15 protein-coding genes, 1 tRNA gene and 1 other RNA gene are annotated in these 20,034 nt (G+C 61.7%); 11 read left to right on the forward strand and 6 right to left on the reverse strand.

What is annotated here, in order from left to right:
• Positions 1-31 precede the first annotated feature (31 nt).
• Positions 32-107, forward strand: a tRNA-Gly gene (locus RCF34_RS20575).
• A 91-nt stretch (positions 108-198) separates the two neighbouring features.
• Here the strand turns inward: RCF34_RS20575 and RCF34_RS20580 are convergent.
• Positions 199-1,194 (reverse strand): sulfate ABC transporter substrate-binding protein, encoded by a 996-nt coding sequence (locus tag RCF34_RS20580; protein ID WP_308709841.1) that lies wholly within the window; start codon positions 1,192-1,194, stop codon positions 199-201.
• 169 nt (positions 1,195-1,363) lie between these two features.
• On the opposite strand from RCF34_RS20580, the gene smc reads away from it, so the two are divergent.
• The 3 genes from smc (at position 1,364) to ligA (ending at position 8,452) form a co-directional block, all read left to right on the forward strand.
• Entirely contained in the window at positions 1,364-4,849 is a 3,486-nt protein-coding gene (gene smc / locus RCF34_RS20585; RefSeq protein ID WP_308709842.1) for a chromosome segregation protein SMC, read from the forward strand.
• A gap of 204 nt (positions 4,850-5,053) precedes the next feature.
• Positions 5,054-5,953, forward strand: coding sequence for a cell division protein ZipA (zipA, locus tag RCF34_RS20590; RefSeq protein ID WP_308709843.1), 900 nt, complete (start codon positions 5,054-5,056; stop codon positions 5,951-5,953).
• 114 nt (positions 5,954-6,067) lie between these two features.
• A complete protein-coding gene (gene ligA, locus RCF34_RS20595; protein ID WP_308709844.1) occupies positions 6,068-8,452 on the forward strand; it encodes an NAD-dependent DNA ligase LigA in 2,385 nt (794 codons plus the stop codon).
• Positions 8,453-8,669: 217 nt separating this feature from the next.
• Here ligA and galE read toward each other — a convergent pair whose 3' ends face one another.
• The gene (gene galE, locus RCF34_RS20600; RefSeq protein ID WP_308709845.1) at positions 8,670-9,758 is read right to left on the reverse strand and encodes a UDP-glucose 4-epimerase GalE; all 1,089 of its coding nucleotides are present in this window, start codon (positions 9,756-9,758) and stop codon (positions 8,670-8,672) included.
• A 359-nt stretch (positions 9,759-10,117) separates the two neighbouring features.
• Between galE and RCF34_RS20605 the strand changes: the two genes are divergently transcribed.
• The 7 genes from RCF34_RS20605 (at position 10,118) to RCF34_RS20635 (ending at position 16,886) form a co-directional block, all read left to right on the forward strand.
• Positions 10,118-11,296, forward strand: coding sequence for a glycosyltransferase family 1 protein (locus RCF34_RS20605; protein ID WP_308709846.1), 1,179 nt, complete (start codon positions 10,118-10,120; stop codon positions 11,294-11,296).
• Positions 11,287-12,465: a UDP-galactopyranose mutase gene (glf, locus tag RCF34_RS20610; protein ID WP_308709847.1), complete on the forward strand. Its 1,179-nt coding sequence runs from the start codon at positions 11,287-11,289 to the stop codon at positions 12,463-12,465. Before RCF34_RS20605 ends, glf begins: the two co-directional genes overlap by 10 nt.
• Before the next feature lie 8 nt (positions 12,466-12,473).
• Positions 12,474-13,595, forward strand: a complete 1,122-nt coding sequence (locus RCF34_RS20615) for a beta-glucosidase (protein ID WP_308709849.1) — start codon at positions 12,474-12,476, stop codon at positions 13,593-13,595.
• Positions 13,592-15,358, forward strand: a complete 1,767-nt coding sequence (locus RCF34_RS20620) for an ABC transporter ATP-binding protein (RefSeq protein ID WP_308709850.1) — start codon at positions 13,592-13,594, stop codon at positions 15,356-15,358. Before RCF34_RS20615 ends, RCF34_RS20620 begins: the two co-directional genes overlap by 4 nt.
• Positions 15,359-15,446: 88 nt before the next feature.
• An RNA gene (gene ffs / locus RCF34_RS20625) (signal recognition particle sRNA small type) lies at positions 15,447-15,543 on the forward strand.
• Positions 15,544-15,792: 249 nt separating this feature from the next.
• Positions 15,793-16,389 carry a hypothetical protein gene (locus RCF34_RS20630; RefSeq protein ID WP_308709851.1) on the forward strand — a complete coding sequence of 199 codons (597 nt, stop codon included), beginning with the start codon at positions 15,793-15,795 and terminating at the stop codon, positions 16,387-16,389.
• Between the two features lie 5 nt (positions 16,390-16,394).
• Positions 16,395-16,886, forward strand: a complete 492-nt coding sequence (locus RCF34_RS20635; protein WP_308709852.1) for a hypothetical protein — start codon at positions 16,395-16,397, stop codon at positions 16,884-16,886.
• 32 nt (positions 16,887-16,918) lie between these two features.
• Here RCF34_RS20635 and RCF34_RS20640 read toward each other — a convergent pair whose 3' ends face one another.
• The 4 genes from RCF34_RS20640 to RCF34_RS20655 form a co-directional block, all read right to left on the reverse strand.
• Complete coding sequence (locus tag RCF34_RS20640) at positions 16,919-17,122, reverse strand: hypothetical protein (protein ID WP_308709853.1); 204 nt, start codon at positions 17,120-17,122, stop codon at positions 16,919-16,921.
• A 12-nt stretch (positions 17,123-17,134) separates the two neighbouring features.
• A complete protein-coding gene (locus RCF34_RS20645) occupies positions 17,135-17,479 on the reverse strand; it encodes a hypothetical protein (RefSeq protein WP_308709854.1) in 345 nt (114 codons plus the stop codon).
• A gap of 326 nt (positions 17,480-17,805) precedes the next feature.
• The gene (locus RCF34_RS20650; RefSeq protein ID WP_308709855.1) at positions 17,806-18,105 is read right to left on the reverse strand and encodes a hypothetical protein; all 300 of its coding nucleotides are present in this window, start codon (positions 18,103-18,105) and stop codon (positions 17,806-17,808) included.
• Between the two features lie 77 nt (positions 18,106-18,182).
• A complete protein-coding gene (locus tag RCF34_RS20655; protein ID WP_308709856.1) occupies positions 18,183-20,030 on the reverse strand; it encodes a tape measure protein in 1,848 nt (615 codons plus the stop codon).
• Positions 20,031-20,034 lie beyond the last annotated feature (4 nt).

The following is a 20,034-nucleotide window of genomic DNA, read 5'->3' on the forward strand; positions in this document are numbered from 1 at the left end:
GGGGTTCGAGTCCCCTAGGGGACGCCATATTGCGGGAATAGCTCAGTTGGTAGAGCACGACCTTGCCAAGGTCGGGGTCGCGAGTTCGAGTCTCGTTTCCCGCTCCAAACAAACAAAGACACCGCCTCGGGGCGGTGTTTTTGTGTGCGTGTCCTTTACGCCCGCCAGACGCCCGGCACCTGGCCGGGCGCGAGCCTGTCACTGGGGCGTATAGATCTGGTCGAAGACCCCGCCATCGGCGAAGTGGGTCTTCTGGATACCGCTCCAGGGCCCGAATTCCTTCTGGGCATCGATCAATTCGAGCTTGGGAAAGCGATCGGCGTACTGCGCCAGGATCTGGGCATTGCGCGGACGCAGGAAGTTGTCTGCGGCGATCTTCTGGCCCTGGTCGGACCAGAGATACCTGAGGTAGTCCTCGGCCTCGGCGCGGGTGCCCTTCTTGTCGACGACACTGTCGACCACGCTCACCGGCGGCTCGGCCTGCACCGAGATGCTCGGATAGACCACCTCGAAGCCACCGCGACCGAATTCCCGGGCGATCATCTCGGCTTCGTTCTCGAAGGTCACCAGGACATCGCCCTGCTGGTTCTTCATGAAGGTGGTGGTAGCCGCGCGACCGCCGGTGTCCAGGATGGGTACGTGCTTGAACAGTTCGGCGACGAAGGTGCGGGCCTTCTGCTCGTCGCCGCCCGGTTGGCGCAGGGCGTAGGTCCAGGCGGAGAGGTAGGTGTAGCGACCGTTCCCGGAGGTCTTGGGGTTGGGCACGATCACCTGGACGCCATCCTTGAGCAGGTCGGGCCAGTCATGGATGCCCTTGGGGTTGCCCTGGCGGACGATGAGCACCGTGGCCGAGGTGAAGGGCGCACTGCGATCGGGCAGGCGGGTTTCCCAGTCCTTGGGCACCAGGCCGCGATCGGCCAGGGCCTGGATATCGGTGGCCTGGTTCATGGTGATGACGTCGGCCTGCAGGCCGTCGATGACCGCGCGCGCCTGCTTGCTGGAGCCGCCATGGGACATCTGGATCACCGGCGTTTCGCCGTGTTCGGCTTTCCAGTGCGCCTGGAAGGCCGGGTTGTAGTCCTTGTAGAAGTCACGCATGACGTCGTAGGAGACGTTGAGCAGCGGTGGGGCGGCCAGGACCTGGGCGCTGGCCGCCAGCGCGGTGGCGAGCAGGGTGAGGCGAAGGATCTTCATGGGGGCATCCTGCGAGTGGGGGGTGCAGGACTATAGCCTGTCGCCCTGGAGACGTGCAGAACGGCTGGAAATAAGCTCATGCGCGGCGACGGCAGTCGCTGCCGCCAATGGTAGACTTTCGCCCTTTCGCCTGCGGTTGGGCACGGCGCGGTGAACAAGGGCTCCTGATATGCGGTTGAGGTCGATCAAGCTGGCGGGATTCAAATCCTTCGTCGATCCGACGACGGTGAATTTCCCGAGCAACATGGCAGCGGTGGTCGGCCCCAACGGTTGCGGCAAGTCGAACATCATCGACGCCGTGCGCTGGGTGATGGGCGAGAGCTCGGCCAAGAATCTGCGCGGCGAGTCGATGACCGACGTCATCTTCAATGGCTCCAACAGCCGCAAGCCGGTGTCCCAGGCCTCCATCGAACTGATCTTCGACAACTCCGACCACACCCTGGTGGGCGAATACGCCAGCTACGCGGAAATCTCCATTCGCCGCCGGGTGACCCGCGAAGGCCAGAACACCTATTTCCTCAACGGCACCAAGTGCCGCCGGCGTGACATCACCGACATCTTCCTCGGTACCGGCCTGGGGCCGCGCAGCTATTCGATCATCGAGCAGGGGATGATCTCCAAGCTGATCGAGGCGCGCCCGGAGGACCTGCGACACTACATCGAGGAAGCCGCAGGCATCTCCAAGTACAAGGAGCGGCGGCGCGAGACCGAGAATCGCATTCGCCGGACCCAGGAGAATCTCGCCCGCCTGACCGACCTGCGCGAGGAGCTGGAGCGCCAGCTGGAGCGGTTGCACCGCCAGGCGCAGTCGGCCGAACGCTTCCAGGCGTTCAAGCAGGAGGAGCGGCAACTCAAGGCGCAATTGCAGGCGGTACGCTGGCGCGAGCTGGATGGCCGCGTCGGGCAGCGCGAAAAGGTGATCCGCGACCAGGAGACCGCCCTCGAGGCCCTGACCGCCGAGCAGCGCCAGGCGGACGCCGGCATCGAGCGGCTGCGCGACGGTCATCATGAGCTCAGCGAAGCCTTCAATCTGGTGCAGGGTCGCTTCTACTCCCTGGGTGGTGACATCGCCCGCCTGGAGCAGACCATCCAGCATGGTCAGCAGCGCCAGCGCCAGTTGCAGGACGACCTGCGCGAAGCCGAGCAGGCCCGCAGCGAGGCCGAGTCCCACCTGGAGCACGACCGGGTGTTGCTCGCCACCTTCGAAGAAGAGCTGGCGATGCTCGAACCCGAGGAAGAGGCGGCACGGGCGCTGGGCGAGGAGGGCAGTGCCGCGCTGGAAGAGGCGGAGGCGGCCCTGGCGGACTGGCAGCAGCGCTGGGAGTCGCTCAGCGCCGCGAGCATCGAGCCGCAACGGGACGCGGACGTGCAGCAGGCACGCATCCGCTCTCTGGAGCAGAGTCTGGAACGCGGCGTGGACCGTCAGCGTCGCCTGCGCGACGAGCGGACCCTGCTGGGCGAGGACGGTCCGTCCGAGCGGCTGGTCATGCTCGAAGAGCAGATCGCCGAAGACGAGTTGCTGCTGGAAGGCCTGGCCGAACAGGAATTGCAGGTCGGCGAGGGCTTGCAGCGACTGAGGGAAGAATTGCTGGGGCTGGCCAATGACCAGAGTCAGCGTCAGGGCGAATTGCAGCGGCTGGAAGGCCGCATCGCCTCGCTGGAAGCCCTGCAGCAGGCGGCGCTGGCCCCCGATACCGGCGCGGCTCAATGGCTCGAAGCCGAGGGACTCGCCGCGGCGCCGCAGCTGGCGGACGAGGTCCAGGTCACTCCCGGTTGGGAACTGGCGGTGGAAACCGTCCTCGGCAGTGACCTGCAGGCGGTCTGTCTGGATGATCTGGAGGCCCTGCGTCTCGATAGCTTCGCCAGTGGCGCCCTGAACCTGGCGCTGCCCGGTTCGGTGGCGGTGGCGGTGGGCAGCCTGCTGGAGCAGGTGCAGGCACCGCGCGACCTGTCGCCCTGGCTGGGTCAGGTGCTGATCGCGAACAGTTACGACGAAGCGCTGACGCGGCGGGCGGCCCTGGCTCCGGGGCAGAGTCTGATCACGCCGGAAGGCTACTGGCTCTCCCGGCATTTCCTGCGCGTGCGGCGGGCCCAGGCGGCCGAAGGCAGTGTCCTGGCCCGCGGCCGCGAACTGGAGGAATTGCAGGCGCGGCGCCTGGAGCTGAGCGAGGCGCTCGCCCTCCAGGAAGCGCGGCTGGAAGAGCGTCGCGCGGCCCAGCAGCGGCTGGAAGGCGAGCGCGAAGAGGCGCGGCGGCGCCAGCAGCAGGAGCAGCAGCGGCTGGCCGAGTCGCGCGCCCAGCTGTCCGCTCAGCAGGCACGGGCCGAACAGTTGAGCATCCGTCGCCGGCAGCTGGAGGCCGAACTCAAGGATGTCGAGCAGCAGCTGGCGCATGAGCAGGAAGAGTTGGGCGAATGCCGGTTGCGCCTGCAGGACGCCCTGGACGCCATGGCCGTGGATACCCAGCAGCGCGCGCAATTGCAGGAACAGCGCGACCGTCATCGGCAGGCGGTGGAAGCGGCGCGGCAGCGCCAGCGCCAGGCTCAGGAACAACTTCATCAATTGACGGTGCGCCTGACCACCCTGAGAGCCCAGCGACAGTCGACACTCCAGGCGCTGGAGCGGCTGGAGTTGCAGACCGCGCGCCTCGGTGAGCGCTGCGAGCAGCTCAATCTCAACCTGGAGGAAGGCGGCGAGCCCCTCGACGAATTACGACTGCGCCTGGAGGAATTGCTGGAGCGGCGTCTGCAGGTGGACGAGGAGATGTGTACGGCGCGGCTGGCGCTGGAGGATGCCGATCGGCAGTTGCGTGATTTCGAGCGACGGCGCCTGCAGGCGGAACAGCAGGCCACGCTGCTGCGCGGCCAGCTGGAGCAGCAGCGCCTGGAGTGGCAGGGCCTGGCGACCCGCCGCAGTGGCTTCGCTGAGCAGCTGGCGGCCGATGGCTACGACCTGGCGACGGTGATCGCGACCCTGCCCGCGGAGGCCAGCGAGGCCGCCTGGGAAGAGCAGCTGGACGCCGTCGCGGCGCGGATCGCCCGGCTCGGACCGATCAACCTGGCGGCCATCGACGAATATCAGCAACAGGCCGAGCGCAAGACCTATCTGGATGCCCAGAACGCCGATCTGGTGGAGGCACTGGAGACGCTGGAAAGCGTCATCCGCAAGATCGATCGGGAAACCCGCAATCGTTTCAAGGATACCTTCGACCAGATCAATCATGGCCTGCAGGCGCTGTTCCCAAAAGTTTTCGGGGGTGGCAGTGCCTACCTGGAACTTACTGGGGAAGATTTACTCGATACCGGGGTTGCGATCATGGCGCGGCCGCCGGGCAAGAAGAACAGCACCATTCATTTGTTGTCGGGTGGCGAAAAGGCCCTGACGGCACTGGCGCTGGTCTTTGCCATCTTCCAGTTGAATCCGGCGCCGTTCTGCATGCTCGATGAAGTGGATGCGCCCCTGGATGACGCCAACGTCGGCCGCTATGCCCGACTGGTCAAGAGCATGTCGGAGAAGGTGCAGTTCATTTACATCACGCACAACAAGATCGCCATGGAGCTGGCCGATCAGTTGCTGGGTGTGACCATGCACGAACCGGGCTGTTCACGGCTGGTGGCGGTGGATGTGGAAGAGGCGGTGGCCATGGTCGATGCCTAGTGCCCCACAGCCTCGCGGGTTGGCGGTGTAAAGTTGGCAGAAGTCGTGCTAGCTTATGGCCGCGCTAGCGGTAAGTGGAAAAAGCTAGGAAGAACACTGACTTGGCGTAGGTTTCGGAGGTTTTGGAAAGACCTCGCAAGCGTCGACTTTCCAAAGTTTCCCGACAGTGTCGGTCCATTATTTTCACAGGGGTATGTCTTTTTCATGGATATGGGTCTGCGCGAGTGGCTGATCATCATCGGCGTCATCGTCATCGCCGGTATTCTGTTCGATGGTTGGCGTCGCATGAGCGGCAAGGGCAAGCTCAAGTTCAAACTTGACCAGTCGCTGAACAACCATCCGGAACACGAGGACGAGGATCCGGAAATCGTTGGCCCGACACGGGTGATAGAGCCCAAGGAGCCATCCCTGGATGATCCGGGCGAGCCGACGCCGCCGCGCTCCAACCAGCGCAAGCGCCGCGATGAGCGCCGTGAAGAACCCAGTGCCGACAGCTTCGACCTGTCTGCCAGCGATGAAGGCCTGGCAGGCCTGGCCGTCGATTCCGATGAGGTCGCCACCCGTGGTCGCGACAAGCCGCGCAAGGACAAGCCGCTGAGCAGCAAGGCGCCCGAGCGCGAGCCGGTCAGCGAGCCCGTCAGCCCGGGCAGCGGTCAGGCCGCCATGGCGCCGGTGGACGAGGTGCTGGTGATCAACGTCATCTCCCGAGACGAGAAGGGCTTTTCCGGTCCGGCGCTGCTGCAGAGCATCCTGGAAAGCGGGCTGCGCTTCGGCGACATGGATATCTTCCATCGTCACGAGAGCATGTCGGGCAATGGCGAGGTGCTGTTCTCCATGGCCAACGCCGTGCGTCCGGGCACCTTCGACCTGGATGCCATCGACGACTTCCATACCCCGGCGGTGAGCTTCTTCCTGGGTCTGCCCGGTCCGCGCCATCCCAAGCAGGCCTTCGACCTGATGGTGGCAGCGGCGCGCAAGCTGTCGTCCGAGCTCAATGGCGAGCTGAAGGACGAGCAGCGTAGCGTCATGACCGCCCAGACCATCGAACACTACCGCCAGCGCATCGTCGATTTCGAACGCAAGAGCCTGATGCTCAAGCGTTGATCGTGCCGGAGCGAACCAAGAGCAGCCTCGGCTGCTCTTTTTGTTTGTAAGTTTTACCGCGGCGCCAGGGGTGCCGCCAGGGCCACCCCTGGGTGGCGACAGTGAGAGACCGCCATGACCGACGCCCAAGATGCCGTCACCCGGATCGCCGCCCTGCGCAGCGAGATCGACGCCCACAACTACCGCTACTATGTGCTGGACGAGCCGAGCGTGCCCGATGCCGAGTACGACCGGCTGTTCGGCGAACTCAAGGCGCTGGAGGCCGACCATCCCGAGCTGGTGACGCCCGACTCGCCCACCCAGCGGGTCAGCGGCTCGGCCCTGGCCGCCTTTGGCACCATTCGTCACGAGGTGCCCATGCTCAGCCTGGGCAATGCCTTCGCCGACGAGAACCTGCAGGATTTCGACCGCAGTGTCGGCAAGCGCCTGCGTGAGGAATTCGGCGAGACCGACTTCGCCGGACCGGATTCCGGCGTCGAGTACACCTGCGAGCCCAAGCTCGATGGCCTGGCGGTCAGCCTGCTGTACGAGAACGGCCTGTTGACCCGCGGTGCCACGCGCGGCGACGGCACCACCGGCGAAGACATCACCACCAATGTGCGCACCATCCGCAACGTCCCGCTGCGCCTGCAGGGCGAAGGGTGGCCGGCGGTGCTGGAGGTGCGTGGCGAGGTGTTCATGTCCCGCGCCGGTTTCGAGACGCTCAATGCCCGGGCCATGGAGAGCGGCGGCAAGACCTTCGCCAATCCGCGCAACGCCGCGGCCGGTAGCCTGCGCCAGCTGGACTCGCGGATCACCGCCCAGCGGCCGCTGGAGTTCTGCGCCTATGGCTTCGGCCGCGTCGAAGGCGGGACGCTGCCGGAGACCCAGTACGACATTCTCCAGCAGCTCCGGAAGTGGGGCATTCCCATCAGTCGCGAGCTGCGCAAGGTGCAGGGCGCGGAAGGTTGTCGTGCCTACTACCAGGACATCGGCCAGCGCCGCGATGCCCTGGCCTACGAGATCGACGGCGTGGTCTACAAGGTCAATCGGCTCGACTGGCAGGGCGAGCTGGGTTTCCGCGCCCGGGAACCGCGCTGGGCGTTGGCGCACAAGTTTCCCGCCCGGGAAGAGCTGACCGAATTGCTCAATGTCGAATTCCAGGTGGGGCGTACCGGTGCCATCACCCCCGTGGCCCGACTCAAGCCGGTGCAGGTGGCAGGCGTCACCGTGACCAATGCCACCCTGCACAACATGGACGAGATCGCCCGGTTGGGCGTGATGATCGGCGACAGCGTGATCGTGCGCCGCGCCGGCGATGTCATCCCGCAGATCATGCAGGTGGTGCCGGAGCGGCGGCCGGCGGATGCTCGGCCGGTGGCGATCCCCACCCAGTGCCCGGTGTGCGGTTCGGCGGTGGAACGCACCCAACTGATCAAGCGCGGCAAGGGCAAGGAGTCGGTCAGCGAAGGCGTGGTCTATCGCTGTGTCGGCCGCCTGGCCTGCCAGGCGCAACTCAAGCAGGCGATCATCCACTTCGCCTCGCGGCGCGCCATGGACATCGACGGCCTCGGCGATCGCATCGTCGAGCAACTGGTGGACCGCGACCTGGTGAAATCGCCGGCCGATCTGTACATTCTGACCTACGAGCAGGTGGTCGAGCTGGAAGGCTTCGCCGAGGTGTCCAGCCGCAATCTGCTGGCGGCCATCGAAGCCAGCCGCCAGCCTGCGCTGGCCCGCTTCATCTTCGCCCTAGGCATCCCCGAGGTGGGCGAAGAGACCGCCAAGCGCCTGGCGCGCGCCCTGGGTAGTCTGCAGCGCATCCGCGAGGCGCTGCCCGAGGTGCTGGTCTATCTGCCGGACATCGGGCCGGAGGTGGCCTTCGAGATCCACAACTTTTTCCAGTCCGCGCACAACCGCGAGGTCCTGGAGGCGCTGCTGGCCAACGGTATCGCGCTGGCGGACGAGGGCGAGGTGCATGCGGAGTTCTCCGGCTATGCCGCCTTCGCCGACTTCCTCGACCAGCTGCACATTCCCTATCTGGGCAAGACCGGCGCCAAGGCCCTGGCCGCCGCCTTTCCCAGCCTGGCGGCCCTGATCGAGGGCTCGCAGGACTGGCTGACCTTCAAGACCCTCTCCGGTCTCAATGAGCGGGCCAGGCAGGGGCTGCGCGAGTACTTCGCCAAGGCGGACAACGTCACCCGGGCGCTGGCCATCGAGGCCCAGCTCAAGGCCTTCGGCATGCACTGGGAGAGTACCCGGCAGGCAGTGCGGGGTCTGCCTTTCGCCGGCCAGACCTGGGTGCTCACCGGAACGCTGGAGGCCATGAGTCGTGACGAGGCCAAGGAACGCCTGGAAGCCCTGGGCGCCAAGGTCTCGGGTTCGGTATCGGCCAAGACCGCCGTGGTGGTCGCCGGCCCGGGGGCGGGCTCCAAGCTGACCAAGGCGAACGAGCTGGGGGTCAAGGTGCTGGACGAGGACGCCTTCCTGCAGATCCTTGCAGCTCAGGGTGTTCGCTGAATAGGAAAGATCAGGCCCGCAGGGGCCGATCTTCTTGGTCTTGCCAATAGGCGTAGTTGTTGTTCAACGATAACGAAGCGGTAATTAGGAAAATAGGCGTATTTGGCGTTTCGTTTAATGGCTGCAGGTCGTGAGCTGCTAGCGTGGTTATCGAGTAAAAAGGGCTTCGCTTGATTAAGGCGAAGCCCTTTTTATTGGGCGGAACACATGCGCCCCTTCAAGCGGAGCGAGATGCGGGCGCGTGGGCCAGTTGTTCTTTCTGGAGAGAATCTTCCACCATGATGATCGCCTGGGTCTTCTGGCGATAACCCTGGGGATTGAGCGACTGCCAGCGCCAAGCATCTTCCAGCATGGTGGCGAGGCTGCGTTCGGCACGCCAGCCGAGTTCCTGCCAGGCCTTTTCCGGATCCGCCCAGCACTGGGCCACATCGCCCGCGCGTCGCGGGGCGAGGCGGCAGGGGATGTCGCGACCCAGCTGCTGTTCCAGGATCGCCACCACCTCCTTGACCGAATGCCCGCGCCCGGTACCCAGGTTCCAGGTCGAGACGCCCGGGCGTCTGGCCAGGGTATTTAGCGCCGCCAGGTGGCCACGGGCTAGATCCTGCACATGGATGTAGTCACGGACGCCGGTGCCATCGGGCGTCGGGTAGTTGTCGCCATACACCTCCAGCCAGGGCCGGCGGCCGCTGGCCACCTGCAGGAGGTAGGGCACCAGGTTGTTGGGCGTGCCCTGGGGGTCCTCGCCGATCAGCCCGGAGGGATGGGCGCCGATGGGGTTGAAGTAGCGCAGCACGGCAACGGACCAGCGTGGATCGGCCCCGGCGAGCCCGCGCAGTACCTGCTCGGCCATGAGTTTCGACTGGCCGTAGGGGTTGGCCGGCTCCGCGGTCGGGCAGCTTTCGCTGATCGGCGGAATGCAGTGGCCGTAGACGGTGGCGGAAGAGCTGAAGACCAGCTGGTGCACCCCGGCGGCGGCCATGGCCTGGCAGAGCGCCAGGGTGCCGCCGACGTTGTTGTCGAAATAGCGCAGGGGGTGCCGCACGCTTTCGCCGACCGCCTTGAGTCCGGCGAAATGCAGGACTCCGGTGATCGGCAGCTCCTGGAACAGTCGATCCAAGAGCGGGCGATCCCGTACATCACCGCGTACGAAGAGGGGCGCCCGCCCAGCCAGGGTGGCGATGCGCTGCACGGCCTCCATTCGGCTGTTGACCAGGTTGTCCAGTATCACCACCTCGTGGCCCGCACGGAGCAGCTCCAACGTCGTATGAGAACCTATGTAGCCCGCGCCGCCCGTGATCATCAACATGCAACCGCCCTCGCCAAACCTGTAGCCATTCATTAGAAATAATTATTTTGTACAGACTCGGGCATAAATAACGCTTCGCTTGGGTTTTAATCGAGCGAAGCGTTAGTTGTGCCAATTCATCGAGTAGACGTTGTTCTGAAGTTGAATGGCGATATTGGTTCTAGCGAAGCGGAAGTTCATCGATAAAGTTATGAACCCTTGCCGGTTGGACAAGTCGATAACGTTGCTCGATATCGCGCATTCCGACTGCCGATACCTTCGGGAGGGTCTCTGGACGTTTTGCAAGTTGCCAAGCCACCGGCCGAGGCGCGGCTGTTTCGCCGCCCTCGGTCAGGCGTTCGATCTCACAGGAGCACACCATGAGTTGGGCCGGCCCCCATACCGAAACGATCGGCAAGACCAAACAGCCCGCGAGCGTTGCGGAGCGCCCCTGGGATCCCGCCAGGCCGCTCCTGCTATGCCTGGCCCATCTGCGCTGGAGCTTCGTCTACCAGCGTCCGCAGCACGAGATGGTGCGCTTCGCCGAGCACTACAACGTGCTCTATTGCGAAGAGCCCCTGGATGCCACGGATGGCCGTTCGCATCTGGAGGTGCGGGTGGAAGAGAACGGCGTGCGGGTATTGGTACCCCATCTGCCTCGCTGCCTTTCCGCGGAAGCGCGAGCCTGCGCCCAGCAGGAATTGCTGCAAACCTATCTGCAGGAGTTGCGGCGGCCGGTGGCGGTCGCCTGGTATTTCACACCCATGGCGCTGGACTATGCCGGCGAGATCCCGGCGCAGACCCTGGTCTATGACTGCATGGACGAACTCTCGGCCTTTCGCGGCGCGCCCCCGGCCCTGCTGCAGCGGGAGCGGGAATTGCTGCAGCGCGCCGACCTGGTGTTTACCGGGGGTTACAGCCTGTACGAGGCCAAGCGTGATCGCCATCCGCGGGTCTTTCCCTTTCCCAGTAGCGTGGACGTGGTGCATTTCGGCCAGGCCCGCGCGGTCCTGACGGAGCCTGCGGACCAGGCCGGTCTGGCGCAGCCTCGACTGGGGTTCTATGGCGTGATCGACGAGCGCCTGGATCTCGACCTGCTGGAGGCGGTGGCGCAGCGGCGTCCGCACTGGCAGTGGGTGATCCTGGGGCCGGTGGTCAAGATCGATCCCGCCAGCCTGCCGCAGCTGCCCAATCTGCATTACCTGGGCGGCAAGACCTATGACGAACTGCCCGCCTACCTGGCCGGTTGGGACGTGGCCCTGATGCCCTTTGCCCTGAACGAGGCGACGCGTTTCATCAGTCCCACCAAGACGCCCGAATACCTGGCGGGGGGCTGCCCGGTGGTGTCGACGCCCGTCACCGATGTGGTGCGCACCTACGGCGACAGCGGCGTGGTCTGGATCGCCGAAGGCGCCGAGGCTTTCGTCGCGGCCTGCGAGGCGGCCCTGGCCAGTCATGACCAGCGCGAGGCCTTTCTGGCTCGCGCCGATGCCCTGCTGACCGGGATGTCCTGGGACAGCACCTGTGACCTGATGCGGGAGAAGATCCAATGGCGGTAACGGCGCTGGAGCGTTTCGATTATCTGATCGTGGGGGCCGGGTTCGCCGGCAGCGTGCTGGCGGAGCGGCTGGCCGCGGGCCTGGGCAAGCGCGTGCTGGTGGTAGATCGGCGCCCGCACATCGGCGGCAATGCCTACGATCACTATGACGATGCCGGGGTGCTGGTGCATCGCTATGGTCCGCACATCTTCCACACCAATTCCCCGCGCATCGTCGACTACCTGTCGCGCTTCACCGAGTGGCGGCCCTACGAGCACCGGGTCCTGGCCGACGTCGCGGGTCAGCAGGTGCCCATTCCGATCAACCTGACCACCCTCAATCGCCTCTACGGCCTGGAACTGGACGAGCAGGGCGCCGAAGCCTTCCTGGCCGCACGCGCCGAGCCGGTCGAAGACATCCGCACCTCGGAGGACGTGGTGGTCAACCAGGTCGGGCGCGAACTCTACGAGACCTTCTTTCGCGGCTACACCCGCAAGCAATGGGGCCTGGATCCTGCGCAACTGGACCGTTCGGTGACGGCCCGGGTGCCGACGCGTACCACCACCGACGATCGCTACTTCGGCGACACCTTCCAGCAGATGCCACTGCACGGCTTCACCCGGATGTTCGAGCGGATGCTGGATCACCCCAACATCAAGGTGATGGTGAACACCGACTACCGCGAGATCCGCGAATTGATCCCCCATGAGCACCTGGTCTACAGCGGACCGATCGACGAGTTCTTCGATTATCGCTTCGGCCGGCTGCCGTATCGCTCCCTGCTTTTCAAGCACGAGACGCGCGATACGCCGCGCTTCCAGCCGGTGGCGGTGGTCAACTATCCCAGCGAAGCGGTGCCCTACACCCGCATCACCGAGTACAAGCACCTGACCGGTCAGACGCACGAGCGTACCAGCCTGACCTACGAATATCCCAGCGCTGAAGGCGAGCCCTACTACCCGATTCCGCGCCTGGAAAACGCCGAGCTTTACCGGCGCTACCAGCACCTGGCCGAGGCGACACCCAACGTCATCTTCATCGGCCGCCTGGGGACCTATCGCTACTACAACATGGACCAGGTGGTGGGTCAGGCGCTGGCCGCCTACAAGCGTATCGAGGAAGCGGAACGCGGGCCGGCGGCGGGGGAGAGCGCCGAACACCACGAAAGCCTGGCACGGCAGGCGCCGTGAGGGACGTGATGGCCGAACACTCGCCCTTCCAGAGTTTCTTCATGGCCGGCTTCGAATGCTCCAGCCACAGGCGCGCCGATGGCCGGCGCCTGGATCTGCTCGCCAGCACCGCCCATGACCGCTGGGCCGCGGAGGACTATCGCGCGGTGGCGGAGCAGGGGTTGCGCACCGTACGCGACGGCCTCCGCTGGCACCGGGTGGAGGCCCAGGCGGGTTGCTACGACTGGTCCAGTGTGCTGCCCCAGCTGCGGGCCGCCCGCGAGGCTGGCGTCCAGGTGATCTGGGATCTCTGCCACTACGGCTGGCCCGACCACCTGGATATCTGGCGACCGGCCTTCGTCGAGGCCTTCGCTCGCTATGCCGCTGCCTTCGCACGACTCCTGCGAGAGGAGGGCGAGACCGCGCCCTGCCTGGCGCCGGTCAACGAGATCTCTTTCTGGGCCTGGGCCGGGGGCGATCAGGGTCTATTCAACCCCAAGACCCGGGGGCGCGGCCAGGAACTCAAACACCAGCTGGTCCGCGCCAGCATCGCGGCGATCGACGCGATTCGCGCCGAGCTGCGCGGCGCCCGCTTCGTCCTTGCCGATCCGCTTATCAACGTGGTCGCGCGCCGTCCCGAGCAGCGCGAGGCCGCCGAGGCCCATCGCCAGGCGCAGTTCGAGGCCTGGGATCTGCTCAGTGGCCGGCAGTGGCCGGGTCTGGGTGGTCGCCCGGAGTATCTGGACATCCTTGGACTCAACTACTACCCGCATAATCAGTGGTATCTCGGTGGCGAAACCCTGGCGGTCGGTGATCCGGCTCATCGACCCCTGCAGGGCATGCTGACCGAGGTTCATCAACGCTACGGTCGACCGCTGCTGATCGCCGAGACCGGTGCCGAAGGCCCGGCGCGGGCCGCCTGGCTGGAACGCGTGGCCGATCAGGTCGGGCGGGCCCTGCGCCAGGGGGTGCCGGTGCAGGGCATCTGCCTCTATCCGGTGCTCGACTATCCCGGCTGGGACGATGACCGCCTTTGTCCCACCGGGCTGTTTGGCGTGGCCGACGGGGCAGGGCGCCGTGCGCTGCACCAGCCCCTTGCCGAGGTCCTGCGGCGCCAGCGCGAGGTACTGGCAGGCGGTACGGGACGATGAGCGCAGCGGAGCGCCGCGCGCGGCGGCGTGCCCAATGGCCCTTGCCGGAACGGGTCGGCGCCTTTCTCTGGCGCTATGTCCGCCTGCGACCCTGGCACTTCGGCGGCCTGCTGCTGCTGGTGGTCGGCGCGGCGAGCTGTGCGGTGGCGGTGCAATACGGCATGAAGCTGCTGGTCGATGCCATGGCCGATCCAGCCCGCCGGGTGGCGGTGTGGGGACCCTTCTGGCTGTTCATCTCGCTGATCGTGCTGGAGAACCTGTTCTGGCGCAGCGGTGGCTGGCTGGGCTGTCGGACCGTGGTGGCCAGTTGCGCCGATTTGCGCGTCGACCTGTTCCGCTATCTCACCGGCCATCCGATGCACTATTTTTCACAGCATTTCGCTGGCGCGCTGGGCAATCGCATCTCGGCCACCGGAGCAGCGGCTGGCGCCATCTACGGCGGCCTGGCCTGGAAGATCATGCCGCCCTGCATCGACTTCATCGGCGCGGTGGTGGTGCTCTGCACCGTGGACCTGCGCATGGCCGGGGCGCTGGTCGCCTTCGTGCTGATCGTGGCTCTGGCGATCACCGCCTTCGGCATCCGTGGGCGGGCGCGGCACCAGCGCTTCGCCGCCCAGTCGGCCCTCGTCGGTGGCGAACTGGTGGACCTGGTGCAGAACGTCTGGACCATCAAGGCCTTTTCCGCCCGGGAGCGCGAGGTGCAGCGACTGGCCCAGGCCATCGGCGTCGAGGCGCGCGCCCAGCGCAGCAGCTGGATGCATCTGGAACAGGCCCGGGTACTCCACGACACCTGCCTGTCGCTGATGGCCGGTGGCATGCTGGCCTGGGCCATCGCGCTGTGGACGCGCGGTAGCATCACCGCCGGCGACGTGGTCATGGTCAGCGCCCTGACCTTTCGTATCCTGCACGGCTCCCGCGACCTGGCCCTGGCGCTGGTGGACACCACCCAGCAACTGGGCGCCATCGGCGAAACGCTGCGTATCCTCATCCAGCCCCATGGCCAGAGCGATGTCGAGCGACCCCTGACCCAGGCGCGCGGAGCCCTGAGCTTCACTGGCGTGCACTATCGCTATCCCGATGGGCGTGAGGTGTTCAAGGGCTTCGAATTGGAGGTGCCGGCCGGGCAGAAGATCGGACTGGTGGGACCTTCGGGCGCCGGCAAGTCGACCCTGATCGGTCTGTTGCAGCGCCTGGACGATGTCCAGCAGGGGCGGATCTGCATCGATGGCGAGGACATCCGCACGGTCAGTCAGGACAGCCTGCGCCAGCGCATCGCCGTGGTGCCGCAGGAGACCGCGCTGTTCAATCGCAGCATCCGCGAGAACATCCGCTATGGCCGGCCGGAGGCCAGCGACGCCGAGGTGGAGGCGGCTGCCCGCCACGCCTATTGCGACGACTTCATCCGCGAGTTGCCACTGGGCTACGACACTCCGGTGGGGGAGCGCGGCGTCCTCCTTTCCGGTGGCCAGCGCCAGCGTCTGGGCATCGCCCGGGCCTTTCTCAAGGATGCGCGCATCCTCATTCTCGACGAAGCCACCTCGGCGCTGGACAGCCATTCCGAGACGGTCATCCAGCGGGCGCTGCTGGAGCTGATGGAAGGCCGCACCGTGGTGGCGGTGGCGCACCGGCTATCTACCCTGACCGGCTTCGACCGCATCCTGGTGCTGGAGCAGGGCGTCATCGTCGAGGACGGTCCGCCGCAACGGCTGCGCGAGGGGGAAGGCAGTTTCGCCGCCCTCTGGGAGCTGCAGGCGGCACCCTAGCGAACCTAAGTCCTTGTATGGCTTGCAACTTCGCCACAACCGAGTAGAATGACGCACCTCACCTCAGGGTGAGGCGTTATGGTGGCTCTGTCGGTCCCCCCGCAACGATCAACCGTGAACCCGGTCAGGCCCGGAAGGGAGCAGCCGCAGCGGTGATGTCGTGTGCCGGGGTGTGGCTGGCGGGGCCACCTCCATTTCTGCTAAGTGATTGTTTTACTTAGACATTCTCTGCTTCAGATTCCTTTGTGTGACAGCCGTTTAGCACCTTCATGTGTGACATAGAAGGGCGCTTGGCGCTGATCCTATCTGCTTTGCCTTCCCCAAGCAAAAGTCATCCTATACAGCCGTTCGTCCCCGCTGGATGGTCATGCTACGACTCAAGCTCCTGCTAACCTAGCCGATGTGATGGATATCTCACTACGGATGGTAAAGCTATGCCCCGCCTCAGTCTTGCTGAAGTTGTTGATGTAATCAGTCGTACTGCTGATAAAAAGCGGACGAAGATTTCTCAGATAAAAAATAAAACTGGCTATGCTCCACAATTTGACTTTTACAAACCGCTAAGAGAGTGTGTGGTAAGGAGTCATAAAAATGGAGACGTAGAAGCGTCTTTGAAAAGTCTCGTTGTTAATCTGACTGATATAAATAAGAAGAATAACTATCCAAAAGCAATTAAAGGCTATTTGAGATGGTATAAGAAACTTATGCCCTCTTGGACCTCGACCGAGCCTTATGTCTACAAGTTCCTAGATGTTGAAGTTAACGTAAACCCGGAAATGGGTATACTCATAGAGGATAAGCCTTGTTTGGTAAAGTTGTATTTCAAAGATGAACAGCTAAGCAAGCTCCATATCAATATCTATAACGCTTTGATGAGCAAGGCTTTTGGGGAAAAAAGAGACGTAGCAGTTCTCGATGTGAGGCGTGCTAAATTGCATATCTCTACGTTGAGTGACGCTGAAGTGGAAAAGTATCTAGATATGATAGATGCTGAGTTCTCGTACATTTCGGCGATGTGGGATAAGGTATAAGGGCTATGAAGAACTTGAAATGGATGTCTGTAGTTGCTCTGATGGGGGTCTGCATTTCTGCCAATGCAGAATGGCGAACCTTTGTCGAAGACGACGTTATTAGTGACGCTAAAACAGCAATGCTTGTAGGTGCCGTAGATGGCATGCACCGATTAGTGTTTGATTGCGATAGCTCAAGCCTGACGATGAGCTTACTTGAAGATGGTAAGTGGCGGGAAGGTATGAGAAGTGTTGGTGGAAAGCTTGTTGTAAAGGTTGATAAGGCTGAGAAGAATACTTTCTCAGTCACGCTACATCCGCGTAATGAAAAGACTATATCTATGCGGACAGAAGAAGTAGAAAAGATTAAAAAGTTGCTGGGGCAAGTTAGGGAAAGCAAGTCGAAGGTTTTGTTAGGTTTTGTTATTGAAAGCGCAGACATAAAATGGACCGGCGAAGCCGACACTTATGGGTCAACTAAAGCTGTTGACCAGTTTACCAAAGCCTGCGGAATATGATTAATAGAAGGGAGGCTATAGCCTCCCTCTCATCAGGCGGTGATCGTTGTAGCTATATCGCCACCGCAAAGCTCATTCAGAGCGAACAGAAACTTCTCCTCATCTCCTTCCGTTACTGCATGTTCCGCCATGAATAAGAGGCATCCTTGCTGCCATAGCTCATCAGGTACTTCCTTGCCTTCCGCTTGGTAAGCTTTGATTGTGGTTGCCAACTGCTGCTTCAAATCATCTAACATTTTTATATCCTTCTATTGATTGGTGTTCTGTTGTGATTGTTGCTGAGTGCGGAAGCCCTGTTGACCGTTAAAGATAACAGTTGGCTTGCGTTCAAGACTTTCAACACGTTGTTCAAGATTCCGCAAACTCCTACCGGTGTTGATCTGGTACTGATCCAAGCTCTCATTCAGATTGTTAATCTTGTTTTCCAGCCTGCTTTGCATAGCGGTTAGGTTACGCTGCGTCTCAAGCGTCAGCTGATTGATGCTTTCTTTGAACTCTCGCTGCCAAGTAGTGCTTTGACTCATTGACCAGCAGATAGCGGCAATCAAGGCTACGTTGGTGAAAGTGGTGACGTGCTGGAAGGTGATCTTCATAGCAGCTCCTCAACCAGTCGGGACATTACAAAGCTTGAGCCGATACGAGCAGCTTTCTCGTTTTTAAGCAGAATAGTGATGAAGCTACCAATACTTTTGTTGGGATATTGCTTGTTGAAGATTGCTACCAGCTTTTCAGGGAGTTGGATTGAACTTCGTTTGCCATGAACTACGTAATTTACGAATATACGCATTTGATACCTCGGGATTGCCAAAATAGGATGATTTAAACCAGTGTTTATGCGGGTTGTAGAGGTGTAAAAAGGGATACCCTGTAGGGGTCATAGGGGTAGGCTTAAATAGCCGTTACAAACCGCTCTACGACGTTATATGGATAGTCTTGCTTTAGCCTTAGCAATAGCGGTGCGAGAGCGAGGGATGTAGTTCGATTCCTGATACTCTCCAATACCACCAAGAGTCTCATGGAAACTCGGCGATATCTTCGCCAGCTCACCAGCATCAACAGCTTGTGAGGAAGGGAGCTTATCTTTCAGTGCATAGTATTTTTCGAGGACAGCATCAGAGACTTTGACGAGCTTGTGAGTGGTGCTGTTCTTGGGTTTGAAGCTGGTGGTTATAGCGCCAGTGATAAGATTTGATGATTTATGGATGATTAGATAATTCATTTTTTATATCTTAGAAAGTAAAACGCCCCAATCAAGGGGCGCTGTGTGGTGATTGTAGTAATAGGTATTGGTGAACGTTAGCGTCCGATCTGTGGATACTGGATCATGGTGTCGGATAGAGAGTTTTCCTGCATCCGCCGAGAGACCTCCATCATTCGAGATTCCAGCTCATTGCTAAGCTGGCTGACGTCCATGTTTGTAGCATCAATTTGGAACGCACCAGGCTCGAACGTAATTCGATTGTCATAGCTGCGACTGTCAGTACTGGCGTAAGACTGAGTCATCTGCTGCATGATTTGATCAGTGTCCGGAGTGTGAAAAATCGGGTTTTGACCGAACTGTACTGGTGGTTGCCAGGGCAAGGCTGCTGGCATCTGAAAGTCGTTGTACGGTTGTTGGTATTGGAGCTTTGGTTGCTTGAACGGCTGGAAGTCAGGAACAAAGCGGTTACCTACATCCCCCCACTCAGGCCCCATCACGCGGTTGTACAGGTCTTTTGCACTATCCTTTGTATACTTCAAGATAGGATGATTTTCCCAAAGCCATTCGATACCTTGAATGCCTGGATGATGATCAATATAGTTCTGTGCGGCTTCGGGGGCTTTCTGCTTAACCGTATCCAAAGTTTTTTCTGGCGTGATGTTTCCCTTGGCGATGCCCCGCATCCATAGGGCAAAGTCAGACGTTGACTTGTAGGCCTCTCCGAAGCTTTTGATGAGGCTTAGCGCTGCTGGCTGTAAGTCTGTGGCAAAGGTGTTGATCGCGTTGAGAGCACGCTGAAAGCCTTCTTCCAAGCCCTGCTGACTGGCTTCGTCAATCGTCCGATCTCGGGTGTTCAGAGTACGGTTTAGCTCAGCCTGAGAGGTGCTGGTGCTACGCTCCAAGGCTGCTTGGGCGTTCTTGCTACCAATCTGTAGGGCCTTCAGAACAACGTCAGTACCTACGATGCCTTTCTCCATATCCTTCCGAAGCTGAGCCATTGCTGCCTGGCCTGTCTTGCCAGACTTTTTCAGTTCCGCATTAGCCTGGGCGAATAGGGCGGGGATTGTCGGGTCATGCTCGGCGGCTTGGCCGAAAAGCTCTTCAGACTGTACCTTTCCCTTACCAATCATTTGGACGATAGCGGTCTGGAGACCCTTCATCCGCTCGTTACTAAGGTGCATCGTGACGGCGTGTTCGTTGAGCTGGGTCCAGGCATCCTGTGATTGGGCGTACTTCAAGCCAGCAGCGTGACCACCAGCGAGCATTGAGGCATAGCCGTTCACCTGATCCGTAGCACGTAGGCCAAGGCGGTTACTCTCGTTCCACACGTACTCGTTGGCATTGTCTGCACGCTTCTGATTGATCTTGACGCTAGGGGATGTACCTACAACGTTTGCGATCAGGTTGCGGTTAGAGAGCTGCTGGGCATTGGCGTTGAACAGAGCCGTGGTGCCCCGGTAAGCCCCATAACCGAGTGCAGCAGGGGCAAGCCAGCGAGGGACAGCAGCTAGCACGGCACCACTACCACCCTCAACAGACTGCGCTCCACCAGCTTGAGCGCTACGGGTTACCTGCCGAACTGCCTGACTGACAGGGCTGCGTTCGATAACCGTCTTGATCTTCAACGACTGAGCTGACCACTCAGCACGCTTGATCGCGGAGGCAAGGCTACGATTGAGCTTCACATTGTCGATGTTGAACCGTTCCATCTTGAATTCTGTCAGCCGGCTAACCTGGTTCAAGGATTTCTGGATCTGCTTTTGAAACTGAAGGCTGTTGAACTGAACCTTCGGCATGACCACGAGACTTTTGCCAAACTGCTCCTTAAGCTTGAGCATCATGGCTTCGAGCCGCTGTATTGCCTGTTCTGCTTGACGTAGTTGAGTCTTGTTGACTTTGATGTTTAGTTCGCTATAAAAGCTTGCTATCTTTGTTTCTGACATAAGA

This window comes from Pseudomonas sp. 102515 (assembly GCF_031085165.1).
Lineage (GTDB): Bacteria > Pseudomonadota > Gammaproteobacteria > Pseudomonadales > Pseudomonadaceae > Chryseomonas.

Excerpts from the sequence above, each read along its gene's own strand:
- ligA (WP_308709844.1), top strand. The coding sequence starts at position 6,068 with ATGACCGACGCCCAAGATGCCGTCACCCGGATCGCCGCCCTGCGCAGC.
- RCF34_RS20640 (WP_308709853.1), bottom strand. The coding sequence starts at position 17,122 with ATGTTAGATGATTTGAAGCAGCAGTTGGCAACCACAATCAAAGCTTAC.
- smc (WP_308709842.1), top strand. The coding sequence starts at position 1,364 with ATGCGGTTGAGGTCGATCAAGCTGGCGGGATTCAAATCCTTCGTCGAT.
- RCF34_RS20630 (WP_308709851.1), top strand. The coding sequence starts at position 15,793 with ATGCCCCGCCTCAGTCTTGCTGAAGTTGTTGATGTAATCAGTCGTACT.
- galE (WP_308709845.1), bottom strand. The coding sequence starts at position 9,758 with ATGTTGATGATCACGGGCGGCGCGGGCTACATAGGTTCTCATACGACG.
- RCF34_RS20645 (WP_308709854.1), bottom strand. The coding sequence starts at position 17,479 with ATGAAGATCACCTTCCAGCACGTCACCACTTTCACCAACGTAGCCTTG.
- RCF34_RS20605 (WP_308709846.1), top strand. The coding sequence starts at position 10,118 with ATGAGTTGGGCCGGCCCCCATACCGAAACGATCGGCAAGACCAAACAG.
- RCF34_RS20580 (WP_308709841.1), bottom strand. The coding sequence starts at position 1,194 with ATGAAGATCCTTCGCCTCACCCTGCTCGCCACCGCGCTGGCGGCCAGC.
- zipA (WP_308709843.1), top strand. The coding sequence starts at position 5,054 with ATGGATATGGGTCTGCGCGAGTGGCTGATCATCATCGGCGTCATCGTC.
- RCF34_RS20650 (WP_308709855.1), bottom strand. The coding sequence starts at position 18,105 with ATGAATTATCTAATCATCCATAAATCATCAAATCTTATCACTGGCGCT.
- RCF34_RS20620 (WP_308709850.1), top strand. The coding sequence starts at position 13,592 with ATGAGCGCAGCGGAGCGCCGCGCGCGGCGGCGTGCCCAATGGCCCTTG.
- RCF34_RS20655 (WP_308709856.1), bottom strand. The coding sequence starts at position 20,030 with ATGTCAGAAACAAAGATAGCAAGCTTTTATAGCGAACTAAACATCAAA.
- glf (WP_308709847.1), top strand. The coding sequence starts at position 11,287 with ATGGCGGTAACGGCGCTGGAGCGTTTCGATTATCTGATCGTGGGGGCC.
- RCF34_RS20635 (WP_308709852.1), top strand. The coding sequence starts at position 16,395 with ATGAAGAACTTGAAATGGATGTCTGTAGTTGCTCTGATGGGGGTCTGC.
- RCF34_RS20615 (WP_308709849.1), top strand. The coding sequence starts at position 12,474 with ATGGCCGAACACTCGCCCTTCCAGAGTTTCTTCATGGCCGGCTTCGAA.